Origin of the sequence: Rhizobium sp. ZPR4 (genome assembly GCF_040215725.1) — a bacterium.
GTDB classification, from domain to species: Bacteria; Pseudomonadota; Alphaproteobacteria; order Rhizobiales; family Rhizobiaceae; genus Rhizobium; species Rhizobium rhizogenes_D.
Window position 1 is genome coordinate 219,552 of the sequence record NZ_CP157968.1, and the last position, 23,267, is coordinate 242,818.

A 23,267-nucleotide genomic window follows, 5' to 3' on the forward strand; every position below is an offset into this window, starting at 1 on the left:
GATTACGTGGCACCCTGTTTGCATGTAAGAATACCTTTAGAGCTGTATCCAAGCCGTCTTCAGATCGACGTATTTGTCGAGCGCGTGCAGCGACTTGTCATGGCCATTGCCAGACTGCCTGACGCCGCCGAGTGGCACGCTGTTATCCGCGCCGCCATAGGTGTTGACGTGCACCACGCCGGCGCGGATGCCCCGCACCATTCGATGGGCACGTGAAAGGTTCGCTGTCCAGACAGCCGAGGCAAGGCCATATTCGGTGGCATTGGCAATCTCAAGTGCTTCTGCTTCCGTCTCGAAGGGAATGATCGACAGGATCGGTCCGAAAACCTCTTCGCGTGCCAGCGTCATCGATGGTGTCACGTCGAAGACGGTGGGCCGCATGTAATAGCCGCCGGTCTCCTCGAGAATGCGCGAGCCGCCGGTGCGCAAGGATGCGCCCTCCGACACTGCTTGCGAAACATAACCGAGGTCTTTCTTCAGCTGCATCTCGCTGGAGATGGCCCCCGCTTCGGTCGTCAGCTGCAGGGGATCGCCGACCTTCATGCTCTCGGCGATGCGGGCGACCTTCTCCGAGAAGGCCTCATGGATCGACTTTTCGACAAGCAGCCGCGAGCCGGCGACGCAGACCTGTCCGGAATTGCGGAAGATGCCGTAGGCGGACACCTTGGCCGCCTGATCGAGATCGGGCGCATCGGCAAAGACGATGTTTGGAGACTTGCCGCCAAGTTCCAGATAGACGCGCTTCAGGTTCGAGCGCGCCGAATATTCGAGAAGCCGCCGCCCGATGGGGCCGGAACCGGTGAAGGCCAGCACATCGATATCCATGTGCAAGCCCAGCGCCTCGCCGCTAACCGCGCCACGCCCGGTGACGACGTTGAAGACGCCTTCGGGCAAGCCGGCTTCGGCACAAATTTCGGCAAGCTTCAGCAGCGTCAGCGACGCGCCTTCGGCGGGCTTCAGGACGACGGAATTGCCGGCGGCAAGCGCCGGAGCAATCTTCCAGGCACCGATCATCATCGGGAAATTCCACGGCACGATGGCGGCAACGACGCCGATCGGCTCGCGATGGACGAGGCCAAGAATATTATGAGCCGTCGGCGCAATCTCGCCATAAACCTTGTCGATTGCCTCGGCATAATAACGGAACGTGCCGGCAGCACTGCCGGGCTCGGCCTTCAGCGCCATCGAGATTTCCGTGCCGTTGTCGCGCACGCCGAGCACGGCGAGTTCAAGCGCGTTCTTCTCGATCAATTCGGCAATCTTCAGCAGTACCTTCTTGCGTTCGGCCGGCGCCGCCTTCGACCAGCTGCCTTTTTCGAAAGCACGACGCGCAGCCTTGACAGCCAGATCGACATCTTCAGTGCCGGCATCGGCAATCGTGGTCAGCCGGTTGCCATCGATCGGCGAAATGACATCCATCACGGCGCCACTGACCGGCTGGCGCCACGCACCGCCGATGAAAAACGCCTGCGGGGGAACGGACAGTGTCCGGAGCTGGTCGATCTTGTCCTGCATCTCATTATCTCACAAAGAGGGTGGCGGGTCTTCCCCGCCACCGCGATTGGAACTCACTCAGGCTTCCTGACCGGCGCCGAGGCGGGCATAGCTTGCCGCATCCGACGACTTCAGGCGAGCCGCAGCGATAAGGCCGATGATACCAGCAATCAGCACCAGGCCCGGCAACAACACGGCCAGCACGCCATTGGCACCGGCAATCGCGCCGAAATTCGCCGAGATATAATAGACGAGTGCCAGAAGGATCAGACCCGTCACGATCGGCAGCACCTTGATCGCCAGGACATTGCGTTCAAGCCCCGGATTGCGGCTGAAGAACACCACGATCGAGAAGGCGGTGAAGGCCATCAGCAGGATAATTGCGAGCGTCGCGACATTGGTAAGCCAGGAGAAGAGCGCCAATACAGGATCCTGACCCGTCACCGCAAAGAGCGCAACGACGAGCACGGCAATGACGGTCTGAATGATCGAGCCGACATGCGGGCTTTGAAAGATCGGATGTGTGACGCCGACCGACTTCGGCAACAGGCCCTCACGGCCGGCGACATACATGTAGCGCGCGACGCCATTGTGGAAGGCGAGGATGCCGGCAAACAGGCTGGTGATGAAGAGCACGCTCATCACGACGGTAATCCAATGACCGACATAGCGCTCGGCAAGGCCGAAGAGGAAGGTCGTGGGATCGGCAAGACCTTGCAGGGTCGGGACGAGCTTGTCGACGCCGGCGCCAGCCACCATCAGCCAGGAGGTCAGCATATAGAAAAGGCCGATGATGAGAACGGAGATATAGGTCGCGCGCGGCACGGTCTTTTCCGGCTCACGTGCCTCTTCGCTATAAATGGTCGTCGCTTCGAAACCGATGAAGGCGGCAAAGCAGAACAGCAGGCCGATCGCCGGTGTACCGCTCCAGAAGGCGGTCGGCGTGAACGGTGCGGCGGAAAGACCGGCATCGCCGCCCTTGGCGAAGATCGCCGCATCGATGACGAGCACGACGAGATATTCGAGAATAACGAGCACCGTCAGCACTTTCGCCGATAGATCGACGCGGCGGTAGCCGAAAACGGCGACGAAGGCGATGCCGACAAAGCTCCAGACCCACCACGGAAGATCGAGGCCGAGCTGTTCGGCGAAGAAACCCTTGGTCGCCGCGCCGAAAAGCCCGAGAACGCCGACTTGCATGGCATTATAGGCGAGAATGGCAATCAGCGCGGCGGCACCGCCCATGAGGCCACCAAGGCCCTGAGCCGTATAGGCATAGAAGGCGCCGGCATTTCTTATATGGCGAGCCATGGCGACATAACCGACCGCAAACAGCAGCAGAATGCCCGTCACCAATAGAAAAGTGAGCGGTATGCCCGGTCCGTTGCCGAGCATCATGGACAACGGCACGCCGCCGGCGACTGCCGTCAGCGGCGCCGCGGCCGACACCACGAGAAAGGTCACGGCGCCGACGCCGAGACTGTTTTTGCGCAGCTGGTTTTCAGCCGCACCTTGCGAATTTTGCGTGTTCATCTGCGTTCGTTCCCCTTGTTAAGAACATCCGATCATCGCCGCGACTGCCGCGTGCGACCTCCACCAAAAACCGGACTGACGAGCGGGGCTTATGCTTTTGTTGATTTTACCGCCGCCAGCGCTTACGGTTCATTATTTGAACCATAGCTTCAAATATAGACTTGCAAACATTGCCGGCCTCTGTCAAGTTATTTCGCATGTTAAGTATCTTGGGTCGCTGCTATCGTGCCGCGGCGAAGGATCAGCGAGCTGATTTGACGGAAAGCCCCGGCTGGACGCACAAAATCGGAACCGGACCAACCCAAGAGGAGGAATGATGAGCACGATCGGAAAGGCGCTGGCATTGCTGGACACCCTGTCACGGCTGGACAAGGAGGCGGGTCTGACCGACATCGCCCGACTGTGCGACCTGGATAAGGCGACGGCGCGACGCTTTCTGGTGGAGCTGGAAAAGCACGGCTTCGTCGAGCAGGATCCAGATACGCGCCGCTATCGCATCGGCTCGGCGCCTGTTCGCCTTGCCCGTATCCGGGAAGCCCGCTTTCCCTTCCTGCGGGTTGCCATCCCCTTCATCAGGACGCTCGCCGAATCGTCGACCGAGACGGTCCATCTGTCGGAGTTTTCCGGCGGACAGCTCTCGACCATTCACGTGGAGGATTCGCCGCGCGCGCATCGGATCATCGTCGATGTCGGCAGCCTTCTGCCCTTTCACGCCACCGCATCCGGCGTTGCATATCTTGCCTTCTGCCCACGAGCAGAAATCGACCTGGCGCTCAAGACGCCACTCGAGAAATTTACCGACCACACCGTCACCGATCCGCAGCTGGTGCGCGACATGCTCGATGAGACCGCGGCACGCGGCTTTTCCATCAGCCATCAGGGGCTTGAAGCCGGCGTCATCAGCACGGCCGCGCCGGTGCGCGCGCCGAACGGCCATCCGATCGGCTGCGTGGCGATTGCCGCTCCGCTCTCGCGCACCACGAAGGCTGCCATCCAGGAATTCGGCGCACAGGCCGTCGCTACGGCCAATGCGATCTCGGAAAAATATTACGGGTCGGAAAGACCCATGGGAACCATTGCAAAAATCAGGAGGACAGATTGATGAGCCCTGAGGCTCCCCTGCCAAGGATACTCGTCATCGGAACCGGTGACACCAAATGCGACGAACTGCAATTCATGGCGTCCGTCATCAGGCAAGCCGGCGGCCAGCCGCTCATGATGGATGTCAGCATTCTCGGCGATCCGCCTTATAGCCCCGATTACTCCAAGCATGACATAGCCAAGGCCGCCGCAACGACGATCGAGGCCATTGCCGAAAGCGGCGACGAAAACAGCGCCATGGCTGCGATGGCAAAGGGCGCGTCAGCTCTAACCCGGCGCCTCTACGACGATGGGCTAGTCGACGGCGTCATCGTGCTCGGTGGCTCCATGGGCACGGATCTGGCGCTCGATGTCGCCGCCGTCCTGCCGCTCGGCGTCCCGAAATTCGTGGTTTCGACCATAGCCTACTCCCATCTCATTCCGCCAGAACGCATCGCCCCCGATCTGATGATGATCCTGTGGGCCGGCGGTCTTTATGGCCTCAACAGCATCTGCCGCTCCGTGCTCTCGCAGGCTTGCGGCGCGGTCGTCGGCGCTGCAAAGCACGGCACCAAGCCCGATCGCGAACGGCCCCTCGTCGGCATGACGTCTCTCGGCTCGTCCTGCCTGAAATATATGAAGTACCTGCGGCCCGAGCTGGAAAAGCGCGGCTATGACGTCGCCGTCTTCCATTCCACCGGCATGGGCGGACGCGCCTATGAAGCGATCGCCGCGAAGGGAGACTTTGCCGCCGTCTTCGACTTCTGCATCCAAGAGGTCAGCAATCACCACTATAGCAGCGTCGTCACCTCCGGGCCGGACCGGCTCGAAAATGCCGGACGCGCCGGCATTCCGCAGCTTGTCGCCCCCGGCGCAGTCGACATGGTCGATCTCCAGGCATGGCAGGACTTGCCCGCAATCTTTGCCGATCGCCCCTATCACGCCCATAATAGACTGATCGGATCGGTGACGACATCGCCGGAAGGCCGGCGCGAAGTCGCGCGGCTGATCGGACAGAAATTGCAGCGCGCGGATGCGAAGGTCGCCTTCCTCCTGCCGACCGAGGGGTTGCAGGAATGGGACAAGCCGGAAGAGCCACTGCATGATCCCGAAGGTCTCGACGCCTTTATCGACGAGATGCGCCGTGCCGTTCCGCCTTCCGTTAGCCTGCGGGAGGTCGACGCCCATATCAACGCGCCAGCCTTCTCCGCTGCCGCTCTTGCCATCTTCGATCAATGGGTGGCCGAAGGCGTCATTCCGGAGGGACGGCCATGAGGCAAGATCGCGCGCTTATCCTCGACTTCGGCGGCGTCGTCACCCGCACCCTGTTCGAGACGCATGACATCACCGAGCGCACACTCGGCCTTCCCTCGGGATCGCTGACCTGGCTCGGGCCGTTCGACACAACGACGGACCCGCTCTGGGTCGCGATGCAGAACCGCGAGATCACCGAGCGGGATTATTGGCTCAAGCGCACAAACGAGGTCGGCAAGCTGGTCGGTGAAGACTGGACCGACATGCAGACCTTCGTGCGCCGCGCGCGCGGCGCGGAACCGGAACTGGTTCTGCGCCCGGAAGCCCGCGACGCCATTCTGCGCACCAAGGAAGCCGGCCTCAAGCTGGCGATCCTGTCGAACGAACTCGACCTTTTCTACGGCGTCGAGTTCCGCCAGCGTTTTCTGCTGATCGAGCTTTTCGACGTCATTGTCGATGCCACCTACACGAAGATCCTGAAGCCCGATCCCCGCGCCTACGAACTCGTTCTTTCCGAGCTCGACTTGCCGCGCGAGGCCTGCGTCTTCGTCGACGATCAGAAGAAAAACATCGAGGGCGCCGAAGCCGTGAAACTTCCTCACGTGCACTTCGACGTGACCCGCCCCGCTGAAAGCTATGCCCAAGCACTTGCGATGCTGGGACTCTGAACCAAGAGGAATCTGATATGCGTGAGACCAATTTCATCATCGAAAACAATGCCCGCCACCTGTGGCATCCGATGGCCCATCCGGCTGAGATGCAGGCCAACCCGCCGCGCATCATCAATTCAGGCGAGGGCGTCGAAATCGTCGATATTCACGGCCAGAAGGTGCTGGACGCGGTCGGCGGCCTCTGGAACGTCAATCTCGGCTATTCCTGCGAGCCGGTGAAGAAGGCGATCCGCGACCAGCTCGACGAGCTGCCCTATTACTCGACCTTCCGCGGCACGACCAACTCGCCGCTGATTGAACTCTCCTACGAGCTTGCCGAATGGTTCAAGCCAGATGGTCTCAGCCGTTCCTTCTTCACCTCGGGCGGCTCGGATTCCGTCGAGACCTGCCTGCGACTGGCGCGTCAGTTCCACAAGGTCAATGGCCAGCCCGAGCGCACCAAGTTCGTCGCACTGAAGAAGGGCTATCACGGCACCCATTTCGGCGGCGCCTCGGTGAACGGCAACCAGAACTTCCGCCGCAACTACGAGCCGCTGCTCCCGGGCGTCATCCACCTGCCCGCGCCCTTCCCCTATCGCAACCCTTTCAACACCACCGATGGCGCCGAAATCGCGGCTGCGATCGGCAGGCTCTTCGAGGATGAGATCGCCTTCCAGGGCGCCGACACGATTGCTGCGCTGATCGTCGAGCCGGTGCTCGGCGCCGGCGGCGTCATCGTCCCGCATGAGACCTTCCTGCCGTTGATGCGCGAAATCTGCGACCGCCACGGCATTCTCTTGATCGCCGATGAGGTCATCACCGCCTTTGGCCGCACCGGCGCCTGGACCGGATCGCGTCTCTGGGGTGTTCAGCCGGACATGATGTCGACGGCCAAGGCGATCACCAACGGCTATTTCCCCTTCGGTGCCGTCATGATTTCCGACAAAGTCGCACAGGTCTTCGAAAGCAACAAGAGCGCGGTCGGAAGCATCGGTCATGGTTACACCTATTCCGGCCATCCGGTTGGTGCCGCTGCGGCCCTTGCCACGCTGAAGGAAACCAAGCGACTCAACGTCGCCGACAATGCGGCGGCCCGCGGTGAAGAGCTGCTCGCCGGCCTGAAGAAGCTGCAGGACAAGCATGAGCTGATCGGCGACGTCCGCGGCAAGGGCCTGATGTGCGCCCTGGAACTCGTCGGCGACCGCGCAAAGAAGAGCGGTGCCGCCAAGGATGTCGTCCAAAAGGTGCAGGACGCGACCTATGATGCCGGCGTGCTCGTGCGCACCTCGGGCGCCAATGTCATCATGTCGCCGCCGTTGATCGTGACCGCCGAGAATGTCCAGACCATGCTGACCGCGCTCGACGCAGGTCTCACTGCTGCGAGGGGCTGAGCATGTCCGACAACGCAACCCTCATCGCGCGGCGCGAACGGCTTCTAGGCCGGAACATGTCGCTCTTCTACGACGACCCCGTGCATCTCGTGCGCGGGGAAGGTGTCTGGCTCTGGGATGCCGACGGCCGCAAGTATCTCGATTGCTACAACAATGTGCCGCATGTCGGCCATTGCCATCCCCGCGTGGTGGAAGCGATCACGCGGCAGGCTTCGACGCTGAATACGCATACCCGCTATCTGCATGAAGGCATTCTCGATTATGTCGAGCGGCTCACAGCGACTTTCGACGAAAGCCTGAATGCCGCGATCCTGACCTGCACCGGCAGCGAGGCAAACGACGTGGCGCTGCGCATGGCGCAGGCTGTGACCGGCAAGACCGGCGTCATCGCCACGAACCACACCTATCACGGCAACACGGCGGCCGTATCGCAGCTATCGACCCGGATGCCGCCTGTCGGCGGCTTTGGCGGCCATGTCCGCCATGTGCCGGCGCCGGACAGCTATCGTCCGCTCGGTGGCGAGGGTGGAGACGCCTTCGCGACGGCATTTGCGACAGAAGTCGAGAAGGCGATCGCCTCGCTTCAGGACACACCGCACGGCTTCTCGGCCATCATCATCGATCCGTTCTTTGCCAACGAAGGCTTTCCGGACCTGCCGCCGGGCTTTCTCGACAAGACGGTCGCAGCCGTGCGCAAGGCCGGCGGCCTCGTGATTACCGACGAAGTACAGCCCGGCTTCGGCCGCACCGGCACGCATATGTGGGGTCACCAGCACGCCGGCATCGTTCCCGATATCGTCACGCTCGGCAAGCCCATGGCGAACGGCCATCCCGTCGGCGGCGTCATTGCCAATCTCGACACGATAAACGCATTCCGCAAGGCGTTCCGCTATTTCAACACCTTCGGCGGAAATCCAGTCTCCTGCGCGGCCGCCATGGCTGTGCTCGATGTCATCGAGGATGAAAATCTTATCGAGAATGCCTGCAACGTCGGCGAATACACGCGTCGCGCCTTCCAGCGGCTGGCCGAGAAACACTCGATCATCGGCGACGTTCGCGGCAGCGGCCTCTTCATGGGCACCGAATTCGTGCTCGACAAGCAGACGAAGGAGCCGGCGACCGCTGAGGCGACCCGCATCGTCAACGAAATGCGTGAACGCGGCGTGCTGATGGGCAAGATCGGCATTCACCAATGCGCCACGAAGATCCGCCCGCCCATGCCGTTCACCAAGGGAAATGCCGACTTCATGTTGTCGATCTTCGACGACGTCCTGTCCGGTCTGTGAGGCAATATGGCTGATCCGTTGCCTCAGGCCATCCATGATACCTTGCAGAAACGCGCGCTGGAGGCGCTCGACCATTGGCCGGTGCAGGTTCGCGAACCGGTCCTGATGAAATATCGGGAGAATGCCGTCTTCCGCATTACGTTGGAGGGCGGGCAATTCGCGGCGCTCCGGCTGCATCGCCCGGGCTATCACGACGAGACAAGCCTGCGCTCGGAACTGCATTTCATGGCCGCCCTCAAGCTCGGCGGCCTCGATGTGCCGAGCCCGGTGCCGACGACGAACAGGCAAAGCCTCGTTCGCCTGCAGGCCAACAGGCATTTTCCTGACCAACATGCCGATGTGGTCAGCTGGATCGACGGCGTTCCGCTTGGCCAGAGCGGCACGCCCCTTTCCCAATCGGCTGAAATGCAAGAGGCGATCTTTTTCCGTATCGGCCAAAACATGGCCACCATGCACGAGCTTGCCGATGTCTGGGAACCGCCGGAGCGCTTTCGCCGACCGGCTTGGGACATCGAAGGTCTGGTAGGAGAGAAACCGCTCTGGGGACGTTTCTGGGATTGTCGAGGTCTTTCGTCTGAGAACACCATCGCCCTCTCGGCATTGCGCCACGAGCTGCGCCGTGCCCTCGCAAATGCAGCCGGCCACAGCCTCGACTACGGGCTGATCCATGCCGATCTCGTGCGGGAAAACATCTTTCTGACGGGCACTGACAGCAATGTTGCTTTCATCGATTTCGACGATGCCGGGCATGGCTTTCGTCTGTTCGATCTCGCGACGACGCTGCTCAAGAACCGCAACGAACCCGCCTATCCAGCTATCGAGAAAGCGCTGATATCAGGCTACCGCAGCCGGCGAGCACTCTCCGACGCGGCTCTCGCGAGCCTGCCTCTATTCACTGTGCTGAGGAGCCTTACATATATCGGATGGCTCGCCGAACGCCCGGAAATTCCGGACAGCGCGGAGCGTCTGTCGCGTTACGTCGATGAAAGCCTGGAGATGGCAAGAAAGCTCAACGCTGCCGCTTGACATCTCCCGCATAATTGTTAACGTGTTAAGTAATTGAGAGATCGGGAGGACTCAATGCCACATCTCGCCATCGAATATTCGGCCAACCTGGAGGGCCGCGCCGATATCGGCGCGCTCTGCGAGCGGCTGTTGAAGACGGTTCTGGATACCGGGCTTTTCGAGGTCGGCGCTGTGCGGGTGCGCGCCTTTCGCGCCGAGCACTATGCAATCGCCGACAAGCTGCCGGAAAACGCCTTCGTCGACCTGAACTTCCGCATCGGCAAGGGCCGTACGGACGAAGAGAAGAAGCGCACAGGCGAGGCAATCTTTGCAGCGGCCATCGACGTTCTCGGCCCTCTCTTCGACACCCCGCATTTCGCCCTGTCGCTGGAAATCCGCGAGATCGATGCGGAGCTGAGCTGGAAGAAGAACGCCATTCATCCGCGGCTGCGCGGCAAGTGACACCTCCCTTCGCGGGACGACGTAACACCAAAGGAATAGACGATGTCCAAACTGCAGGAAAACATCGCAAAGGCCGAAGGCTTTCTGGCCCGGTTCAAGGATAGCGGCGTACTGAACCGCATCAACGGCGAGGATGTGCGTGCCGATGATGGTTCCATCTTCGAGACCATCTCCCCCGTCGATCTGAAGCCGCTCGCCACCGTTGCCCGCGGCAAGGCTGCCGATATCGATCGCGCCGCAAAGGCCGCAAAAGCCGCTTTCGCTGAATGGGCTGCCATGCCGGGCGACGCGCGCAAGAAGCTGCTGCACAAGATTGCCGATGCGATCGTGGCCCGCGCCGAAGAGATCGCTTTCGTCGAATGCATGGACACCGGGCAATCGCTGAAGTTCATGGCCAAGGCCGCCCTGCGCGGCGCGGAAAACTTCCGCTTCTTCGCCGATCGTGCGCCGGAAGCCCGTGACGGCAAGGCGATCCGCGCCGAAGGCCAGGTGAACCTGACGACGCGCGTGCCGATCGGCCCGGTCGGCATCATCACGCCCTGGAACACGCCCTTTATGCTATCGACCTGGAAGATCGCGCCGGCGCTTGCCGCCGGATGCACCATCGTCCACAAGCCGGCCGAATTCTCGCCGCTGACGGCCCGCCTGCTGGTGGAGATCTCCGAGGAAGCCGGCTTGCCGAAGGGGGTCTGGAATCTCGTCAACGGCTTCGGCGAGGACGCCGGCAAGGCTCTGACGGAACATCCCCTGATCAAGGCGATTGGCTTCGTCGGCGAAAGCCGCACCGGTTCGATGATCATGAAGCAGGGCGCCGACACGCTGAAGCGCGTGCATTTCGAACTCGGCGGCAAGAACCCGGTCATCGTCTTTGCCGATGCCGATCTCGAGCGCGCCGCCGATGCCGCCGTCTTCATGATCTACTCTCTGAATGGCGAGCGCTGCACCTCGTCCTCGCGCCTGCTGGTCGAGGAAAGCGTCTACGACAAGTTCACCGCGATCGTGGCCGAGAAGGCCAAGCGCATCAAGGTCGGCCACCCTCTGGACCCGGAAACCGTCGTCGGCCCGCTCGTGCATCCCGTGCACGAAAAGAAGGTGCTGGAATACATCCAGATCGGCCGTTCGGAAGGAGCGACCCTTGCCGCCGGCGGCGAGAAGGTCAACGGCCCGGGCGGCGGTTGCTACGTCTCCCCAACCCTGTTTACCGGCGCCAATAACCGGATGCGCATCGCCCAGGAAGAGATCTTTGGACCGGTGCTGACAGCCATCCCCTTCAAGGACGAAGCGGATGCGGTGGCGCTTGCCAACGACGTCCAATACGGCCTGACCGGCTATCTCTGGACCTCGGACGTCACCCGCGCCTTCCGTTTCACCGATCATCTCGAAGCCGGCATGATCTGGGTGAACTCGGAAAATGTGCGCCATCTGCCAACCCCCTTCGGTGGGGTCAAGAGCTCCGGCATCGGCCGCGACGGCGGCGACTGGTCCTTCGATTTCTACATGGAAACCAAGAACGTCGCCTTCGCCACCAAGCCGCACGCCATCCAGAAACTCGGCGGCTGAGCCGCCAATATCCATAAGTACGCATAAGAGGAGGAACAAATGCCCCTGCCGAAACCCAATCTCTATCCGTCGTTCAACATCGTGCGCCTCAGCCACATCGAGTTCGGCGTCACCGATCTTGCCAAGTCCCGTGCCTTCTATGTCGACACGCTCGGCCTGCAGGTAACGGACGAGACCGCCGATACGATCTACTTGCGTGCGATGGAAGAGCGCGGCCATCACTGCATCGTGCTGAAAAAGTCTGACAAGGCGGAAGCCCGCGATCTCGGCTTCAAGGTCTTCAGCGACGAGGACCTCGACAAGGCGGCGCATTTCTTCAAGGGCAAGGACCTGCCGGTCGAATGGGTCGAGCGCCCCTACCAGGCACGGACCTTCCGCACCCGCGACCCACACGGCATCCCGCTTGAATTCTATTCGAAGATGGACCGACTGCCGCCGATCCATCAGAAATACGCGCTCTACAAGGGCGTGAAGCCGCTGCGTATCGACCATTTCAACTGCTTCTCGACCAATGTCGACGAAAGTGTCGCCTTCTATAATGAGCTCGGCTTCCGCGTGACCGAATATACCGAGGACGAGGAAACCGGTCGCCTCTGGGCCGCCTGGACGCACCGCAAGGGCGGCGTCCACGACATCGCCTTCACCAACGGCCGAGGCCCGCGCCTGCATCACACCGCCTTCTGGGTGCCGACGCCACTCAACATCATCGACCTGCTCGACCTGATGGCGACAACCGGCTGGGTTGCCAATATCGAACGCGGTCCGGGACGCCACGGCATCTCCAACGCCTTCTTCCTCTATATCCTCGATCCCGATGGCCATCGCATCGAGATCTATTGCTCGGACTACCAGACCGTCGATCCCGATCTGGAGCCGATCAAGTGGGATCTCAAAGATCCACAACGTCAGACACTTTGGGGTGCGCCGGCTCCCAAATCATGGTTCGAACATGGTAGCCTGTTTGCCGGTGCGGAAGTGGCCGAGCCTGACTTGAAGGCGCAGCCGATTATCGCTCCTTAAGCGTTACCCTTGAGAACGGGAAAACACCCGCTTCTCATCAACGTTCGCGAGGCGAGGAGACTGTCATGAATTTGAGAGACGCAACATTGTTCCGGCAGGCGGCATTGGTCGGTGGCGACTGGATCGAAGCCGATCCATCCAATGCGATCAAGGTCGACAACCCGGCAACGGGCGAGATCATCGGCCTGATCCCCAATCTGGGGGCTGCCGAGACCAAGAAGGCGATCGCCGCAGCAGAAGCCGCACAGAAGGAATGGGCGGGCCGCACCGCCAAGGAGCGCTCCGGCATCCTGAGACGCTGGTTCGAGCTGATGATGGAAAATCAGGACGATCTCGGACGCATCCTGACGGCAGAGCAGGGCAAACCGCTGCCGGAAGCCAAGGGCGAGATCGCCTATGGCGCCAGCTTCGTCGAATGGTTTGCCGAAGAAGCCCGCCGCGTCTATGGCGACATCATTCCCGGCCACCAGAAGGACAAGCGCATTCTGGTCATGAAGCAGCCGATCGGCGTGGTCGCGGCGATTACGCCCTGGAATTTCCCCAATGCCATGATCACCCGCAAGGCCGGCCCGGCCTTTGCCGCCGGTTGCGCCATGGTGCTGAAGCCTGCCTCGCAGACGCCGTTTTCGGCAATTGCAATCGCGATCCTGGCCGAACGCGCCGGCCTGCCCAAGGGGCTCTTCAGTGTGCTGACAGGCTCGGCTCGCGCCATTGGCGGCGAAATGACCTCAAGCCCGGTCGTGCGCAAGCTCACCTTCACCGGCTCGACCGAAGTCGGCGCCGAGCTCTACAAGCAGAGTGCACCGACCATCAAGAAACTCGGCCTCGAACTGGGCGGCAACGCACCCTTCATCGTCTTCGATGATGCCGATCTCGATGCGGCGGTCGAAGGCGCGATGATCGCCAAATTCCGCAACAACGGCCAGACCTGCGTCTGCGCCAATCGTCTCTACGTGCAGGATGGCGTCTATGATGCCTTTGCCGAAAAGCTCTCCAAGGCCGTTGGGTCGCTGAAAACAGGCAACGGTTTCGACGAAGGCATCAATCTCGGCCCGTTGATCGATGAGGCAGCGCTTGCCAAGGTCGAGGAGCATGTTGCCGATGCGCTGTCCAAGGGCGGCCGCGTCGTTGCCGGCGGTCATCGCCATCAGCTCGGCGGACGCTTCTATGAGGCAACCGTGCTTGCCGATGTTACGCCCGCCATGGCCGTGGCGAAGGAAGAGACCTTTGGGCCGGTGGCTCCCCTCTTCCGCTTCAAGGACGAGGCCGACGTCATCACCCAGGCCAACGACACCGAGTTCGGCCTTGCCTCCTATTTCTATGCCAAGGACCTCGCCCGCGTCTTCCGCGTCGCCGAAGCCCTGGAATACGGCATGGTCGGCGTCAATACGGGCCTCATCTCGACGGCCGAAGCACCCTTCGGCGGCGTTAAGCTCTCCGGCCTCGGCCGCGAGGGATCGCGCTACGGCATCGAGGAATTCACCGAAATCAAATATGTCTGCCTCGGCGGCGTCGTCTGAGGTCAAGAGAAGGCCATGAAAGCATGACCCATCCAAGATTCCTGTCTTTTTCGAGAAACGGCCGTCATGGCTACGGGCTTGCGGTCGACGGCGGTGTCGTCGACCTCTCGGCCCGCCATGGCGCGACATGGCCGACGCTGCGCGAAGTGATCGAGGCCGGCCGCCTCGCTCAGCTCGCAGAAGAAGCCAAATCATTGAAGCCGGATTTCGCGCTTGGCGACATCCGCTTCGAGATTCCCATTCCGTCGCCGGAAAAGATCATTTGCGTCGGGGTCAATTTCCCCGACCGCAATGAGGAATACAAGGATGGGCAGGCGGCCCCCTCCAACCCTTCCCTCTTCATCCGTTTTCCCCGCTCGTTCACCGGGCATGACCGGCCGCTGATCCGACCGCCGGAAAGCCCGCAGCTTGATTACGAAGGCGAGATCGTTATCGTCATCGGAAAGGGCGGCCGACGGATTGCCGAAGCCGATGCCTTCTCGCATATCGTGGCTCTCTCGCTTTGCAACGAAGGCACGATCCGCGATTGGGTTCGCCATGCAAAGTTCAACGTTACTCAAGGCAAGAACTTCGACAATACCGGCTCGATCGGCCCCTGGCTGATCCCCTTCACCGATGCGGCTCAGCTCGAAGACATCGAACTGAAAACCCGCGTCAACGGCGAAGTGCGCCAGAGCGATCGCACCAGCCGGATGATCTTCTCCTTCCGCAAGATCATCAACTACATCTCCACTTTCACCACCCTCGTTCCGGGCGACGTCATCGTGACAGGCACGCCGACGGGAGCCGGCGCCCGCTTCGATCCGCCGATATGGCTGAAGCCGGGCGATGTCGTCGAAGTCGAGGCCGATGGTCTTGGCGTCCTGAAAAACACCATCGCCGATGAGGTGCGCTGATGCTGTCGCATGACGAAATCCAGGCTGCGGCCGAAAGCCTCGATCAGGCCGAGCGGACGCGCGTCCAGACCGGGCTGCTCTCGCTCAAGCATCCCCAGATGACGATGGATGATTCCTATGCCGTCCAGAGCGCCTGGGTGAAGAAGAAGATCGCCGCCGGCCGCAAGCCGATCGGCTGGAAGATCGGACTGACATCGAAGGCGATGCAATATGCCCTCAACATCAACATTCCCGATTCCGGCGTGCTCTTCGACGATATGGTCTTCGAAGACGGCGCGACCGTGCCGGCCGACCGCTTCATCCAGCCACGCATCGAGGCTGAGATCGCCTTTGTGATGAAGGCGCCGCTCAAGGGGCCTGATGTCTCGATCTTCGATGTGCTGAATGCCACCGACTACGTGACCCCTGCTCTTGAAATCCTCGACACGCGTATCCTCCGGGTCGATCCCGACACGAAGAAGGCGCGCACCATCGTCGACACCATCTCCGACAATGCCGCCAATGCCGGCATCGTCACGGGCGGCCGCGCGGTGCGACCCGGAGAGATCGACATGCGCTGGATGGGCGCGATCGTCAGTCGCAATGCCGAGGTCGAGGAAACCGGGCTTGGCGCGGGCGTTCTCAACCAGCCCGCGCGCGGCATCGCCTGGCTTGCCAATCGTCTCTCGCAATATGGCGACGGCATCGAAGCCGGCCAGATCGTGCTTGCCGGGTCGTTCATCCGCCCGATCGAGGCGCGGCACGGCGATACGATCAATGCCGATTTCGGTCCCTACGGATCGGTCAGCCTGTTCTTTGCATGAAGGAGTAAGACATGCCTGCGCCCAAGAACCTCTTCAAACAGGCCCTCAAGGAAGGGCGGGCGCAGATCGGCCTCTGGCAGGCCCTCGCCAATGCCTACACCGTCGAAATCTCAGCCGGCGCCGGTTACGATTGGCTGCTGCTTGACGCCGAGCACGCTCCGAACGATGTGCCGCTTCTCGTGTCGCAACTGCAGGCGATGAAAGGCACGGCGAGCCACGCAATCATCCGTCCGCCGATCGGCGAGACCTGGATCATCAAGCAGATGCTCGATATCGGCGCTCAGACCCTGCTGATCCCGATGGTCGACAGCAAGGAAATGGCGGAGATCATGGTCAAGGCGGTGCGATACCCGCCGCATGGCGTGCGCGGCGTCGGCGCGGCCCTTGCCCGTGCCTCCGCCTTCAACCGCATTCCCGACTACCTTGCGACGGCCAATGACGAGGTCTGCCTGCTTCTGCAGGTGGAAAGCCGCGCCGGGCTTGCCGCACTCGACGACATCGCCTCGACCGAGGGCGTCGACGGGGTCTTCATTGGACCGTCCGATCTCGCCGCCGACATGGGCTATCTCGGCAAGCCGGGTGCACCGGAAGTGCAGGCGGAGGTCGAAAAGGCACTGGCGAAAATCCAGTCGCACGGCAAGGCCGCCGGCATCCTGATTGGCGACCTCTCCCTGGCCAAACGCTACCTCGAGCTTGGTGCCACCTTTGTCGCGATCGGCAACGATGTCACTCTGCTTGCCAATGCCACGATCAAACTCCTCGACGATTTCAAGAAGGCGGAGGCTGCCAAGCCAGCTCAAGACGTAAAGGTCTATTGATCGCAAACGCTACCCTCCCCAGCATCGCTTGACCTTGCGCCTCATCATGCAAGTTTCGGTATAGAGAAAACATTGTGCACGCTCAGTCAAAACGGACTGCACAGCTGGACGCGACGCCTCCGCGCGCATCGGTCATCATGAACCGGAAAGCCAAGAGGAGGAAACATGCGTTTCAAGAACAAGACCGCCCTGATTACCGGCGGCGGTACGGGCATCGGCGCGGCAGTTGCGCGCCGCATTCGGCAGGAAGGCGGCAATGTCGCGCTCGTCGGCCGCCGTCCCGAGCCGCTGCGGGCCATTGCCGAGGAGATCGGCGCAACCATCGTCGCAGCAGATGCCGCTGACGGCGCCGCGATGAAAGCTGCCGTGGAAAAAGTGGTCGAGACGCATGGCGGCCTCGATATCCTGATCGCCAATGCCGGGGGCCATGGCGTCGGGCCGACGGTCAGCATGTCGGACGAGACATGGGATCTCGCGGTGCGCCTCAACCTCAACACTGCCTTCGTCAGCGCCCGCGAATCCCTGCCCCATCTCATCAAGAACCAGGGCAATATCGTCGTCCTCGCCTCGATCGCCGGGCTCTTTGCTGGGCCGGATGCGGCGGGCTATGTCACGATGAAACATGGCTGCATCGGGCTTGCGAAATCGCTGGCGCGCGACTACGGCCGCAAGGGCGTTCGCACCAACACCGTCTGCCCAGGCTGGGTCACGACCGCAATGGCCGACGAGCAGATGGAATTCATCGTCGAGAAATACAAGCTGAACAGCATTGAGGAAGCCTACGCACTCGTCACCAAGGACGTGCCGCTTGGCCGGCCGGCAACCGCCGAAGACGTCGCCAATGCCGTCTGCTTCCTCGCCTCGGGCGAAGCTTCGATGATCAATGGTGCGGTCCTGACCGTCGACGGCGGTGCCGGCACCGTCGACCTGCCGACGCTGGCTTTTGTAGAATAGAGGGAGGAGATACCGATGAACCAGAATCCCAAGGACTGGAAAACCTACGACGAGTTCGCCTATGGCATCGACACGAACCGATTGCCCGCGACGGAGGCCCTTGCCGGCTCGTCCCACAAGATCTCGTTCGACGATGGCCGCACGCTGGAGCTCGCCTTCGCGAAGGGCGAGGTCAAATGGTCGGATGGCAAGAACAGCGGCACCGACTTGTCGGAGGTGATCGAAGTCGCGCGGAAGACCTATTTCGTCGAGATCATCTTTGCCGGCCGTCCCAAGGAAGCCGAGACGCTGATCCTCAATACAGAGACGCGCCGCGTGCTTTCCATCTACTCGGTCGTTCGCGATCTCAAGGACTCCGTCGGCGAGCCGCAGGTCGCTCAGATCTTCCGCGCCGGTGTCATCGATGGCGGTTTGGCGAGCGGGCCGGTGCCGCATGAAAGCCGCGATCTGATCGGGCTCAGGGCGCACTTCACCTACAGCCCCAATCATGTCTACGAGCACACCTATCTCTCGTCGCAGCGCTATGCCTGGCAATGCCTCGTCGGCGTGCAGCGCGGTCACGGCGATGTCGATCTCACCACGACCTATAAGTTCGATGACAACCTCTACATCTTCACATTCCGCGAATTCAAGATCGCCGTTGCATCGACCTTCTTCTATAATTTCAATGACATGCGCTCGACCGGCAAGTTCCTCGGCATCACCGGCGACGGCCGCATCCAGAACAGCCCCGCCGGCGCCTTCATCCGCAAGGCTTCGATGACCTATTACCTGCCCGGCCAGGAACCTGTGTGAGGACGCCATGCGCAAAGCATTCGATATCGTAAAGGCGCATTACGACGCCAACGACCGCCGCGACATGGATGGCATGCTCGCCGACATCGCGCCTGATTGCCGCTGGACGGAAATGGACGGCTTTCCCTGTGCCGGCACTTATGTCGGTCCGCAGGAGATCTTCAAGAACGTCTTCCAGGCACTCGGCCAAGCCTTCGACGGATACAGCTTCAAGCTCGAACGCCTTCTCGACGCCGGCGACGAGGTCGTGGCCGTTGGTGATTACAGCGGCACGAACAAGCAGACCGGAAAGCCATTCAAGGCCCGTGTCGTGCATGTGTGGGGCGTCGCGGGCGACAAGATCCGCCGTTTCGAGCAGTTCACGGATACGCTGAGAGTGGCCGAATCCATGCGATGAGAAATTGAGGCGGCTTGGCTCCGGTCGGGCCGCCTGGTCCGCCTAGGACATCCCGGCCTTGCGCCATTGCGACGGCGAAACACCATAGCGGTGGCGAAACGCACGCGAGAAATGAGCGCTCGAGGAAAAGCCGAGCGCAAAGGCAATCTCGGATATCTCTCCGGCATAACCGCCAGCCTCCCGCAGCTGCGCCGCGGCCTTCTGCACGCGCAGATCCCAGATGTATTCCGAGGGTGTCAGGCAGTCGGCTTCAAATGCGCGGTAGACATAGCGCACCGAGCAGCCCATGCGGCGCGCGATCATCGTAACAGTCAGATCCGGCCTTTCGAGGTTGATGTTGATGAAGTCCTTGATCCGCCGCCGCAACACATCAAGCGGATTGGCAACAGGCTTTGCTTGCAACAGATCGGCGCCGATCATTGTGCGCACAAGCTCGATCATGGTCTGGCCGACGCTTGAGCGCCGCGCCTCGTCAAGATGGTCGATCTCGTGAATGGTCGAGTCCATCAGCGATAGAAGTATGCGGCACATTCCGTCTTGCTCGGCATGCGCCGTGAAGGGTTGAGACAAGCGTTCTACGGCCGTCGCGGGCAGTGCGTGACGCGGCAATTGCAGCAGCAGTTGGCGGACTTCCGTGCTGTTCGTCAGCATATAGGGGCAGCTTGGATCGTAGATGACGACTGCGTTCCGCAAGACGGGCGCATGCAATCCGCCCTGCGCAAGCGAGGCGTTGCCCTCCGTCTGGACGATCAGCTTGATGGCGTCGGGATCATCCGGCGCGGCCGTCACATGATCGCCGAAGACGACATGTCGGTCCGCTTCCAGCCGTGTCAGCCGGCAGGCGCCCAGCATGCCAGACGTCATGCAGCTCTTTTCCTCGTCCGCCGTACCGAAATCGAGTCGGACATTGCCGAAGAGGTTGCGCGCCAAGCCCGCAAACGCTCGGCCGCTGGCGCTATCGACACGCCTATGAAGTGCTGCGGCCATGATTTTTGTCCTCAAAAAGACGAGATATTTTCATCGCTTCAGCTTGCCAGATAGGCGCCGTGCAGAATGTCCGGCTGCGCCTTGAGCGTTGCGGCGGAGCCTGAAAAGACCAGACGCCCGCGCTCCAGCACGAGCGCCTGGTCGGCGAGATCGAGCGCGAGATTGGCGAACTGCTCGATCAGCAAGACACCGATGCCACGCGCGGCGGCAATTTTCAGCGCCTCAGCCAGCCGCTTGACGACGGCCGGCGCCAGGCCAAGCGACAGTTCATCGACAATCATGAAGCGTGGCTTGGCAATGAAGGCCTGTGCCATCGCCACCATCTGCTTCTGGCCACCGGAGAGATCCGATGCCGATTGACGCCTCCGCTCCGAAAGCTCGGGAAAGATCTCATAGGCATGTGCCAGGCCCTGTCGCCGCGCCGCCGCTGATCCCTCAAGTGCCGCCACGAGGATATTATCCTCGACGGAAAGCTGCCCGAGCACGCGATGCCCTTCCGGTACGAGCGCAAGACCGGCGCGGCGAATGCGGTCGGGCGAGAATCCCTCCAACGCCGCACTGCCGAGACGCACGGAACCACCGCGCGGCAGTACGCCCGAAATCGCCATGACTGTGCTCGACTTGCCCGCCCCGTTGGCGCCGAGAAGCGTCGTGATCTTGCCAGCCGCGACAGAGAAGGAAACGTCGTGAATGACACGCTTACCGCCGCGCTCGACGACGAGATTTTCGACACGGATTTCGGATGTGGTGTCCATGTCAGAATTCTCCCAGATAGGCGCGCCGCACATTGGGATCGGCGAGCACGGCCTGTGTCGGGCCTAGCGCCAGAAGCTTACCGTAGTCGAGCACCATGGTTTCGCTGCACATGGAGCGGATGAGATCGACATCATGGTCGATGATGAGAACCTGCGCCCGGAACTCCGCCGGGATGCGCAACACCAGCTCGCGAAAGGCCTTGCCTTCCTCTTCGGTCAGCCCCGCGGCCGGTTCATCCAGCAGAATGAGCTTAGGCTCGCCGACGACGCATTTCGCCAGCTCGACAAGGCGGCGCTGAAAGAGATTGAGGGATTGGCCGAGCCTCTCGGCAACATCGGTCAGACCAGCAAAAGCAAGAGCCTGGTTGACCGCACGGGCATGATGCCCGGTGCCAACGACATGATCGGCGATGGCGGCGATGTTGCCGGCAACCGTCAGATCCTCCACCACCTGTTCCGTCTGGAACGAACGGCGCAGGCCGGCACGCACGCGCTGCAACGGTGTCATCGGCAACAACGCCTGCTGGCCCAGCGAGACCGAGCCATGGATGGGTTTCACGAAGCCGGAGAGCACGTTGAGCAATGTGGTCTTGCCCGCGCCGTTCGGGCCGATGAGGCCGGCGACCGGCGCCGTCAGCACGGCGCTGAGCTCATTGATCGGCCTGACGCCGCCGAACTGAACGATGAGATTGTCGATCTTGATCATCTCGCCCTCCCACGGGAAAGAGCGGCATTCAGCCTGATGATGAGAGCCGATATCTGCCCGGCAATGCCTGTCGGCGCAGTCGCCAGCGCATGGAACAGGGCGACGCCGAAGATCCCGATCGTGACATAGCCATCGATGCCGAGCTCGGTGAGCAGCGCCGGCACTGCGCGCAGCAGCAGGCCGGCGATGACGGCGCCGTACCAGTTGAAGACACCGCCGACGATCGCAAGCGCGAAGAGATTGAGGCTTTCAAAAGCGCCGAAGGCGCGTCCGTCGAGCTGGCCGACATTGCCCGCCAGCAATCCGCCGGCAAGACCGGCGAGAAAGCCGCTTAATGCAAATGCCCATGCCTTGTAGATCAGTACATTGACGCCGCTTGCAACGGCAACCGTCTCGCCCTTGCGGATCAGCGCCCACGCCCGGCCGGGACGGGCAAGCTTATGCCATTGTGCAATCAGCAGACCCATCGCCGCTATCGCGCAGACATAGAGGAAATAGGAAACTTCTCCATCGGCGATAACAGGCCTTGCGAGCATCGCGCGGCCGGAACCATCGGCCCGCCCCAGGAACCCGGGACCGCCATCCGGAAAACCCCAGGCGCTGATGACGATCTGGAAGGCGCCGGCGAGCATCAGCGTCACGAGCGCGAGATAGAGACCGCGCAGGCGCAATGCCGGCACGCCGAACGCCAATCCCACCACCGAAGCAACGACGCCGCCGGCAAGTAGGCTCAATTCGAAGGGCGGATGGAAGGCGTGGCCCACACGAAGCGTCACCCAGCCGCCGACGCCGACAAGCGCGAACTGGCAGAGGGAGACGAGACCGAGCTGGCCATAGAGAATGGCGAGCCCGGCAACCGACAGCGACAAGGCGACGGCGGATGTTGCGGCAGAGAGCCAGAAGGAATTGGCAAGGAGGACGACGACGAGCGAGAAGATCACCATCGTCACAGGCACATGAAGAAGCTGCTTGGGCAGACGCACCATCGATAGGCTTTCGGCTGTGGGGGCGATTGTTTGCTCCTGAATGGTCATCGGTCTTTCAACGCGGCTCTAGCCGTGCCTCCGAGAATGGTGACCGCGACGAGCGCGATGATGAAGGGTGCCGCCGCGCGATAGGGCGAGATCCAGGCAATCGGGGTCAACACGGCTTCGGCGATGCCGATCAGAATGCCGGCAACGGCGGTTTGCCACAGCGACTGCAGCTGGCCGAGGATGGCGGCGGCAATTGCCGGGATGACCAGCAGGGTGAGAAAGGTGCCCTGAAGCCGGACGAGATCGGCCAGCAACAGGCCGGCAAAGCCGGAGAAGATGCCGGTCATGATCCAGGCAGCGGTTTCGGTATAAAGGATGCGCACGCCGAGGATAGCACTGAGATCGCGATCATTGGCAAGTGCGCGCATGTCGAGACCCAGGCGCGTGCGGGTCAGAAGCAGCGTGATGGCAACGACCATGACGACGGCCAGAATGATGGCGATGATGCGCGTGAAGGTGAGGCGAACGGCAAAGAGCGAGACGAACATCTGATCGGTCGGAAACTGCAGACGGCGCGGCAGCTCACCCCAGATGACGCCCATGATCGCGATCAGGATCAGCGCCGGCGCCAGGGTGCCGACAGCGCGCACGACGATATCGCGATGCGATAGCAGGGGTGCGAAGATCCGGCCATAAACAAAGCTGATCGCCGTCGAGACGGCAACGGCAGCAAGGATGGCGACAGCGAGCGGCATCTTCCACTCCAGCAGTTGCCAGGCGCAATGCGCACCGATTGCACCGAAGGCTCCGAATGCGAAATTGAGAACGCCGGTCGCCCGAAACAGGACGACGAGGCCGACACCGGACAGCGCATAGACGGCGCCGATGCCCAGGCCGGAAATGACAAAGGGTAGAAGGTTCATCAAT

Annotated in this window: 23 protein-coding genes; 16 read left to right on the top strand and 7 right to left on the bottom strand. The window is 61.7% G+C overall.

Annotation, left to right across the window (positions count from 1 at the left end; all coding sequences use genetic code 11):
• Positions 1-36 precede the first annotated feature (36 nt).
• Both ABOK31_RS20550 and ABOK31_RS20555 read right to left on the bottom strand, forming a co-directional pair.
• Positions 37-1,515, bottom strand: coding sequence for an aldehyde dehydrogenase (locus ABOK31_RS20550; protein ID WP_349960369.1), 1,479 nt, complete (start codon positions 1,513-1,515; stop codon positions 37-39).
• A gap of 57 nt (positions 1,516-1,572) precedes the next feature.
• Positions 1,573-3,027: an APC family permease gene (locus ABOK31_RS20555; RefSeq protein WP_349960370.1), complete on the bottom strand. Its 1,455-nt coding sequence runs from the start codon at positions 3,025-3,027 to the stop codon at positions 1,573-1,575.
• A 316-nt stretch (positions 3,028-3,343) separates the two neighbouring features.
• On the opposite strand from ABOK31_RS20555, the gene ABOK31_RS20560 reads away from it, so the two are divergent.
• The 16 genes from ABOK31_RS20560 to ABOK31_RS20635 all read left to right on the top strand — a co-directional run bounded on the left by ABOK31_RS20560 (position 3,344) and on the right by ABOK31_RS20635 (position 18,918).
• Positions 3,344-4,129 (top strand): IclR family transcriptional regulator, encoded by a 786-nt coding sequence (locus ABOK31_RS20560; RefSeq protein WP_174181117.1) that lies wholly within the window; start codon positions 3,344-3,346, stop codon positions 4,127-4,129.
• On the top strand, positions 4,129-5,382 hold the full coding sequence (locus tag ABOK31_RS20565; protein ID WP_349960371.1) for a Tm-1-like ATP-binding domain-containing protein: 1,254 nt from the start codon (positions 4,129-4,131) through the stop codon (positions 5,380-5,382). Before ABOK31_RS20560 ends, ABOK31_RS20565 begins: the two co-directional genes overlap by 1 nt.
• Positions 5,379-6,029, top strand: a complete 651-nt coding sequence (locus ABOK31_RS20570; protein WP_349960372.1) for an HAD-IA family hydrolase — start codon at positions 5,379-5,381, stop codon at positions 6,027-6,029. Before ABOK31_RS20565 ends, ABOK31_RS20570 begins: the two co-directional genes overlap by 4 nt.
• A 17-nt stretch (positions 6,030-6,046) precedes the next feature.
• Positions 6,047-7,402, top strand: coding sequence for an aspartate aminotransferase family protein (locus tag ABOK31_RS20575; RefSeq protein ID WP_349960373.1), 1,356 nt, complete (start codon positions 6,047-6,049; stop codon positions 7,400-7,402).
• Positions 7,403-7,404: 2 nt separating this feature from the next.
• A complete protein-coding gene (locus ABOK31_RS20580; protein WP_349960375.1) occupies positions 7,405-8,688 on the top strand; it encodes an aspartate aminotransferase family protein in 1,284 nt (427 codons plus the stop codon).
• 6 nt (positions 8,689-8,694) lie between these two features.
• Positions 8,695-9,714, top strand: a complete 1,020-nt coding sequence (locus ABOK31_RS20585) for a homoserine kinase (protein WP_349960376.1) — start codon at positions 8,695-8,697, stop codon at positions 9,712-9,714.
• Positions 9,715-9,768: 54 nt separating this feature from the next.
• Positions 9,769-10,155, top strand: a complete 387-nt coding sequence (locus ABOK31_RS20590; protein ID WP_112415101.1) for a 5-carboxymethyl-2-hydroxymuconate Delta-isomerase — start codon at positions 9,769-9,771, stop codon at positions 10,153-10,155.
• Between the two features lie 42 nt (positions 10,156-10,197).
• On the top strand, positions 10,198-11,715 hold the full coding sequence (gene hpaE / locus ABOK31_RS20595) for a 5-carboxymethyl-2-hydroxymuconate semialdehyde dehydrogenase (protein ID WP_349960378.1): 1,518 nt from the start codon (positions 10,198-10,200) through the stop codon (positions 11,713-11,715).
• Between the two features lie 39 nt (positions 11,716-11,754).
• On the top strand, positions 11,755-12,735 hold the full coding sequence (gene hpaD, locus ABOK31_RS20600) for a 3,4-dihydroxyphenylacetate 2,3-dioxygenase (RefSeq protein WP_349960380.1): 981 nt from the start codon (positions 11,755-11,757) through the stop codon (positions 12,733-12,735).
• A gap of 65 nt (positions 12,736-12,800) precedes the next feature.
• Positions 12,801-14,255: an NADP-dependent succinate-semialdehyde dehydrogenase gene (gabD, locus tag ABOK31_RS20605; protein WP_349960382.1), complete on the top strand. Its 1,455-nt coding sequence runs from the start codon at positions 12,801-12,803 to the stop codon at positions 14,253-14,255.
• A gap of 23 nt (positions 14,256-14,278) precedes the next feature.
• Positions 14,279-15,151, top strand: coding sequence for a fumarylacetoacetate hydrolase family protein (locus ABOK31_RS20610; protein ID WP_349960384.1), 873 nt, complete (start codon positions 14,279-14,281; stop codon positions 15,149-15,151).
• On the top strand, positions 15,151-15,954 hold the full coding sequence (gene hpaH, locus ABOK31_RS20615) for a 2-oxo-hept-4-ene-1,7-dioate hydratase (protein ID WP_349960386.1): 804 nt from the start codon (positions 15,151-15,153) through the stop codon (positions 15,952-15,954). Before ABOK31_RS20610 ends, hpaH begins: the two co-directional genes overlap by 1 nt.
• 11 nt (positions 15,955-15,965) lie before the next feature.
• Complete coding sequence (gene hpaI, locus ABOK31_RS20620) at positions 15,966-16,772, top strand: 4-hydroxy-2-oxoheptanedioate aldolase (protein ID WP_349960388.1); 807 nt, start codon at positions 15,966-15,968, stop codon at positions 16,770-16,772.
• A gap of 165 nt (positions 16,773-16,937) precedes the next feature.
• Positions 16,938-17,726: an SDR family oxidoreductase gene (locus ABOK31_RS20625; RefSeq protein ID WP_349960390.1), complete on the top strand. Its 789-nt coding sequence runs from the start codon at positions 16,938-16,940 to the stop codon at positions 17,724-17,726.
• Positions 17,727-17,741: 15 nt separating this feature from the next.
• On the top strand, positions 17,742-18,521 hold the full coding sequence (locus ABOK31_RS20630) for a MoaF C-terminal domain-containing protein (RefSeq protein WP_349960391.1): 780 nt from the start codon (positions 17,742-17,744) through the stop codon (positions 18,519-18,521).
• A 7-nt stretch (positions 18,522-18,528) separates the two neighbouring features.
• Positions 18,529-18,918 carry a nuclear transport factor 2 family protein gene (locus tag ABOK31_RS20635; protein ID WP_349960393.1) on the top strand — a complete coding sequence of 130 codons (390 nt, stop codon included), beginning with the start codon at positions 18,529-18,531 and terminating at the stop codon, positions 18,916-18,918.
• 42 nt (positions 18,919-18,960) lie between these two features.
• On the opposite strand, the gene ABOK31_RS20640 is transcribed toward ABOK31_RS20635, so the two are convergent.
• The 5 genes from ABOK31_RS20640 to ABOK31_RS20660 are packed head-to-tail and all read right to left on the bottom strand — an operon-like array spanning position 18,961 to position 23,263.
• A complete protein-coding gene (locus ABOK31_RS20640; RefSeq protein WP_349960395.1) occupies positions 18,961-19,905 on the bottom strand; it encodes a helix-turn-helix domain-containing protein in 945 nt (314 codons plus the stop codon).
• 38 nt (positions 19,906-19,943) lie between these two features.
• The gene (locus tag ABOK31_RS20645; protein WP_174181148.1) at positions 19,944-20,660 is read right to left on the bottom strand and encodes an ABC transporter ATP-binding protein; all 717 of its coding nucleotides are present in this window, start codon (positions 20,658-20,660) and stop codon (positions 19,944-19,946) included.
• Between the two features lies 1 nt (position 20,661).
• Positions 20,662-21,366, bottom strand: coding sequence for an ATP-binding cassette domain-containing protein (locus ABOK31_RS20650; RefSeq protein WP_349960397.1), 705 nt, complete (start codon positions 21,364-21,366; stop codon positions 20,662-20,664).
• A complete protein-coding gene (locus tag ABOK31_RS20655) occupies positions 21,363-22,400 on the bottom strand; it encodes a branched-chain amino acid ABC transporter permease (protein WP_349960399.1) in 1,038 nt (345 codons plus the stop codon). The genes ABOK31_RS20650 and ABOK31_RS20655 overlap by 4 nt, the downstream gene beginning before the upstream one ends.
• Positions 22,397-23,263, bottom strand: a complete 867-nt coding sequence (locus ABOK31_RS20660) for a branched-chain amino acid ABC transporter permease (RefSeq protein WP_349960400.1) — start codon at positions 23,261-23,263, stop codon at positions 22,397-22,399. The genes ABOK31_RS20655 and ABOK31_RS20660 overlap by 4 nt, the downstream gene beginning before the upstream one ends.
• Positions 23,264-23,267: the final 4 nt, after the last annotated feature.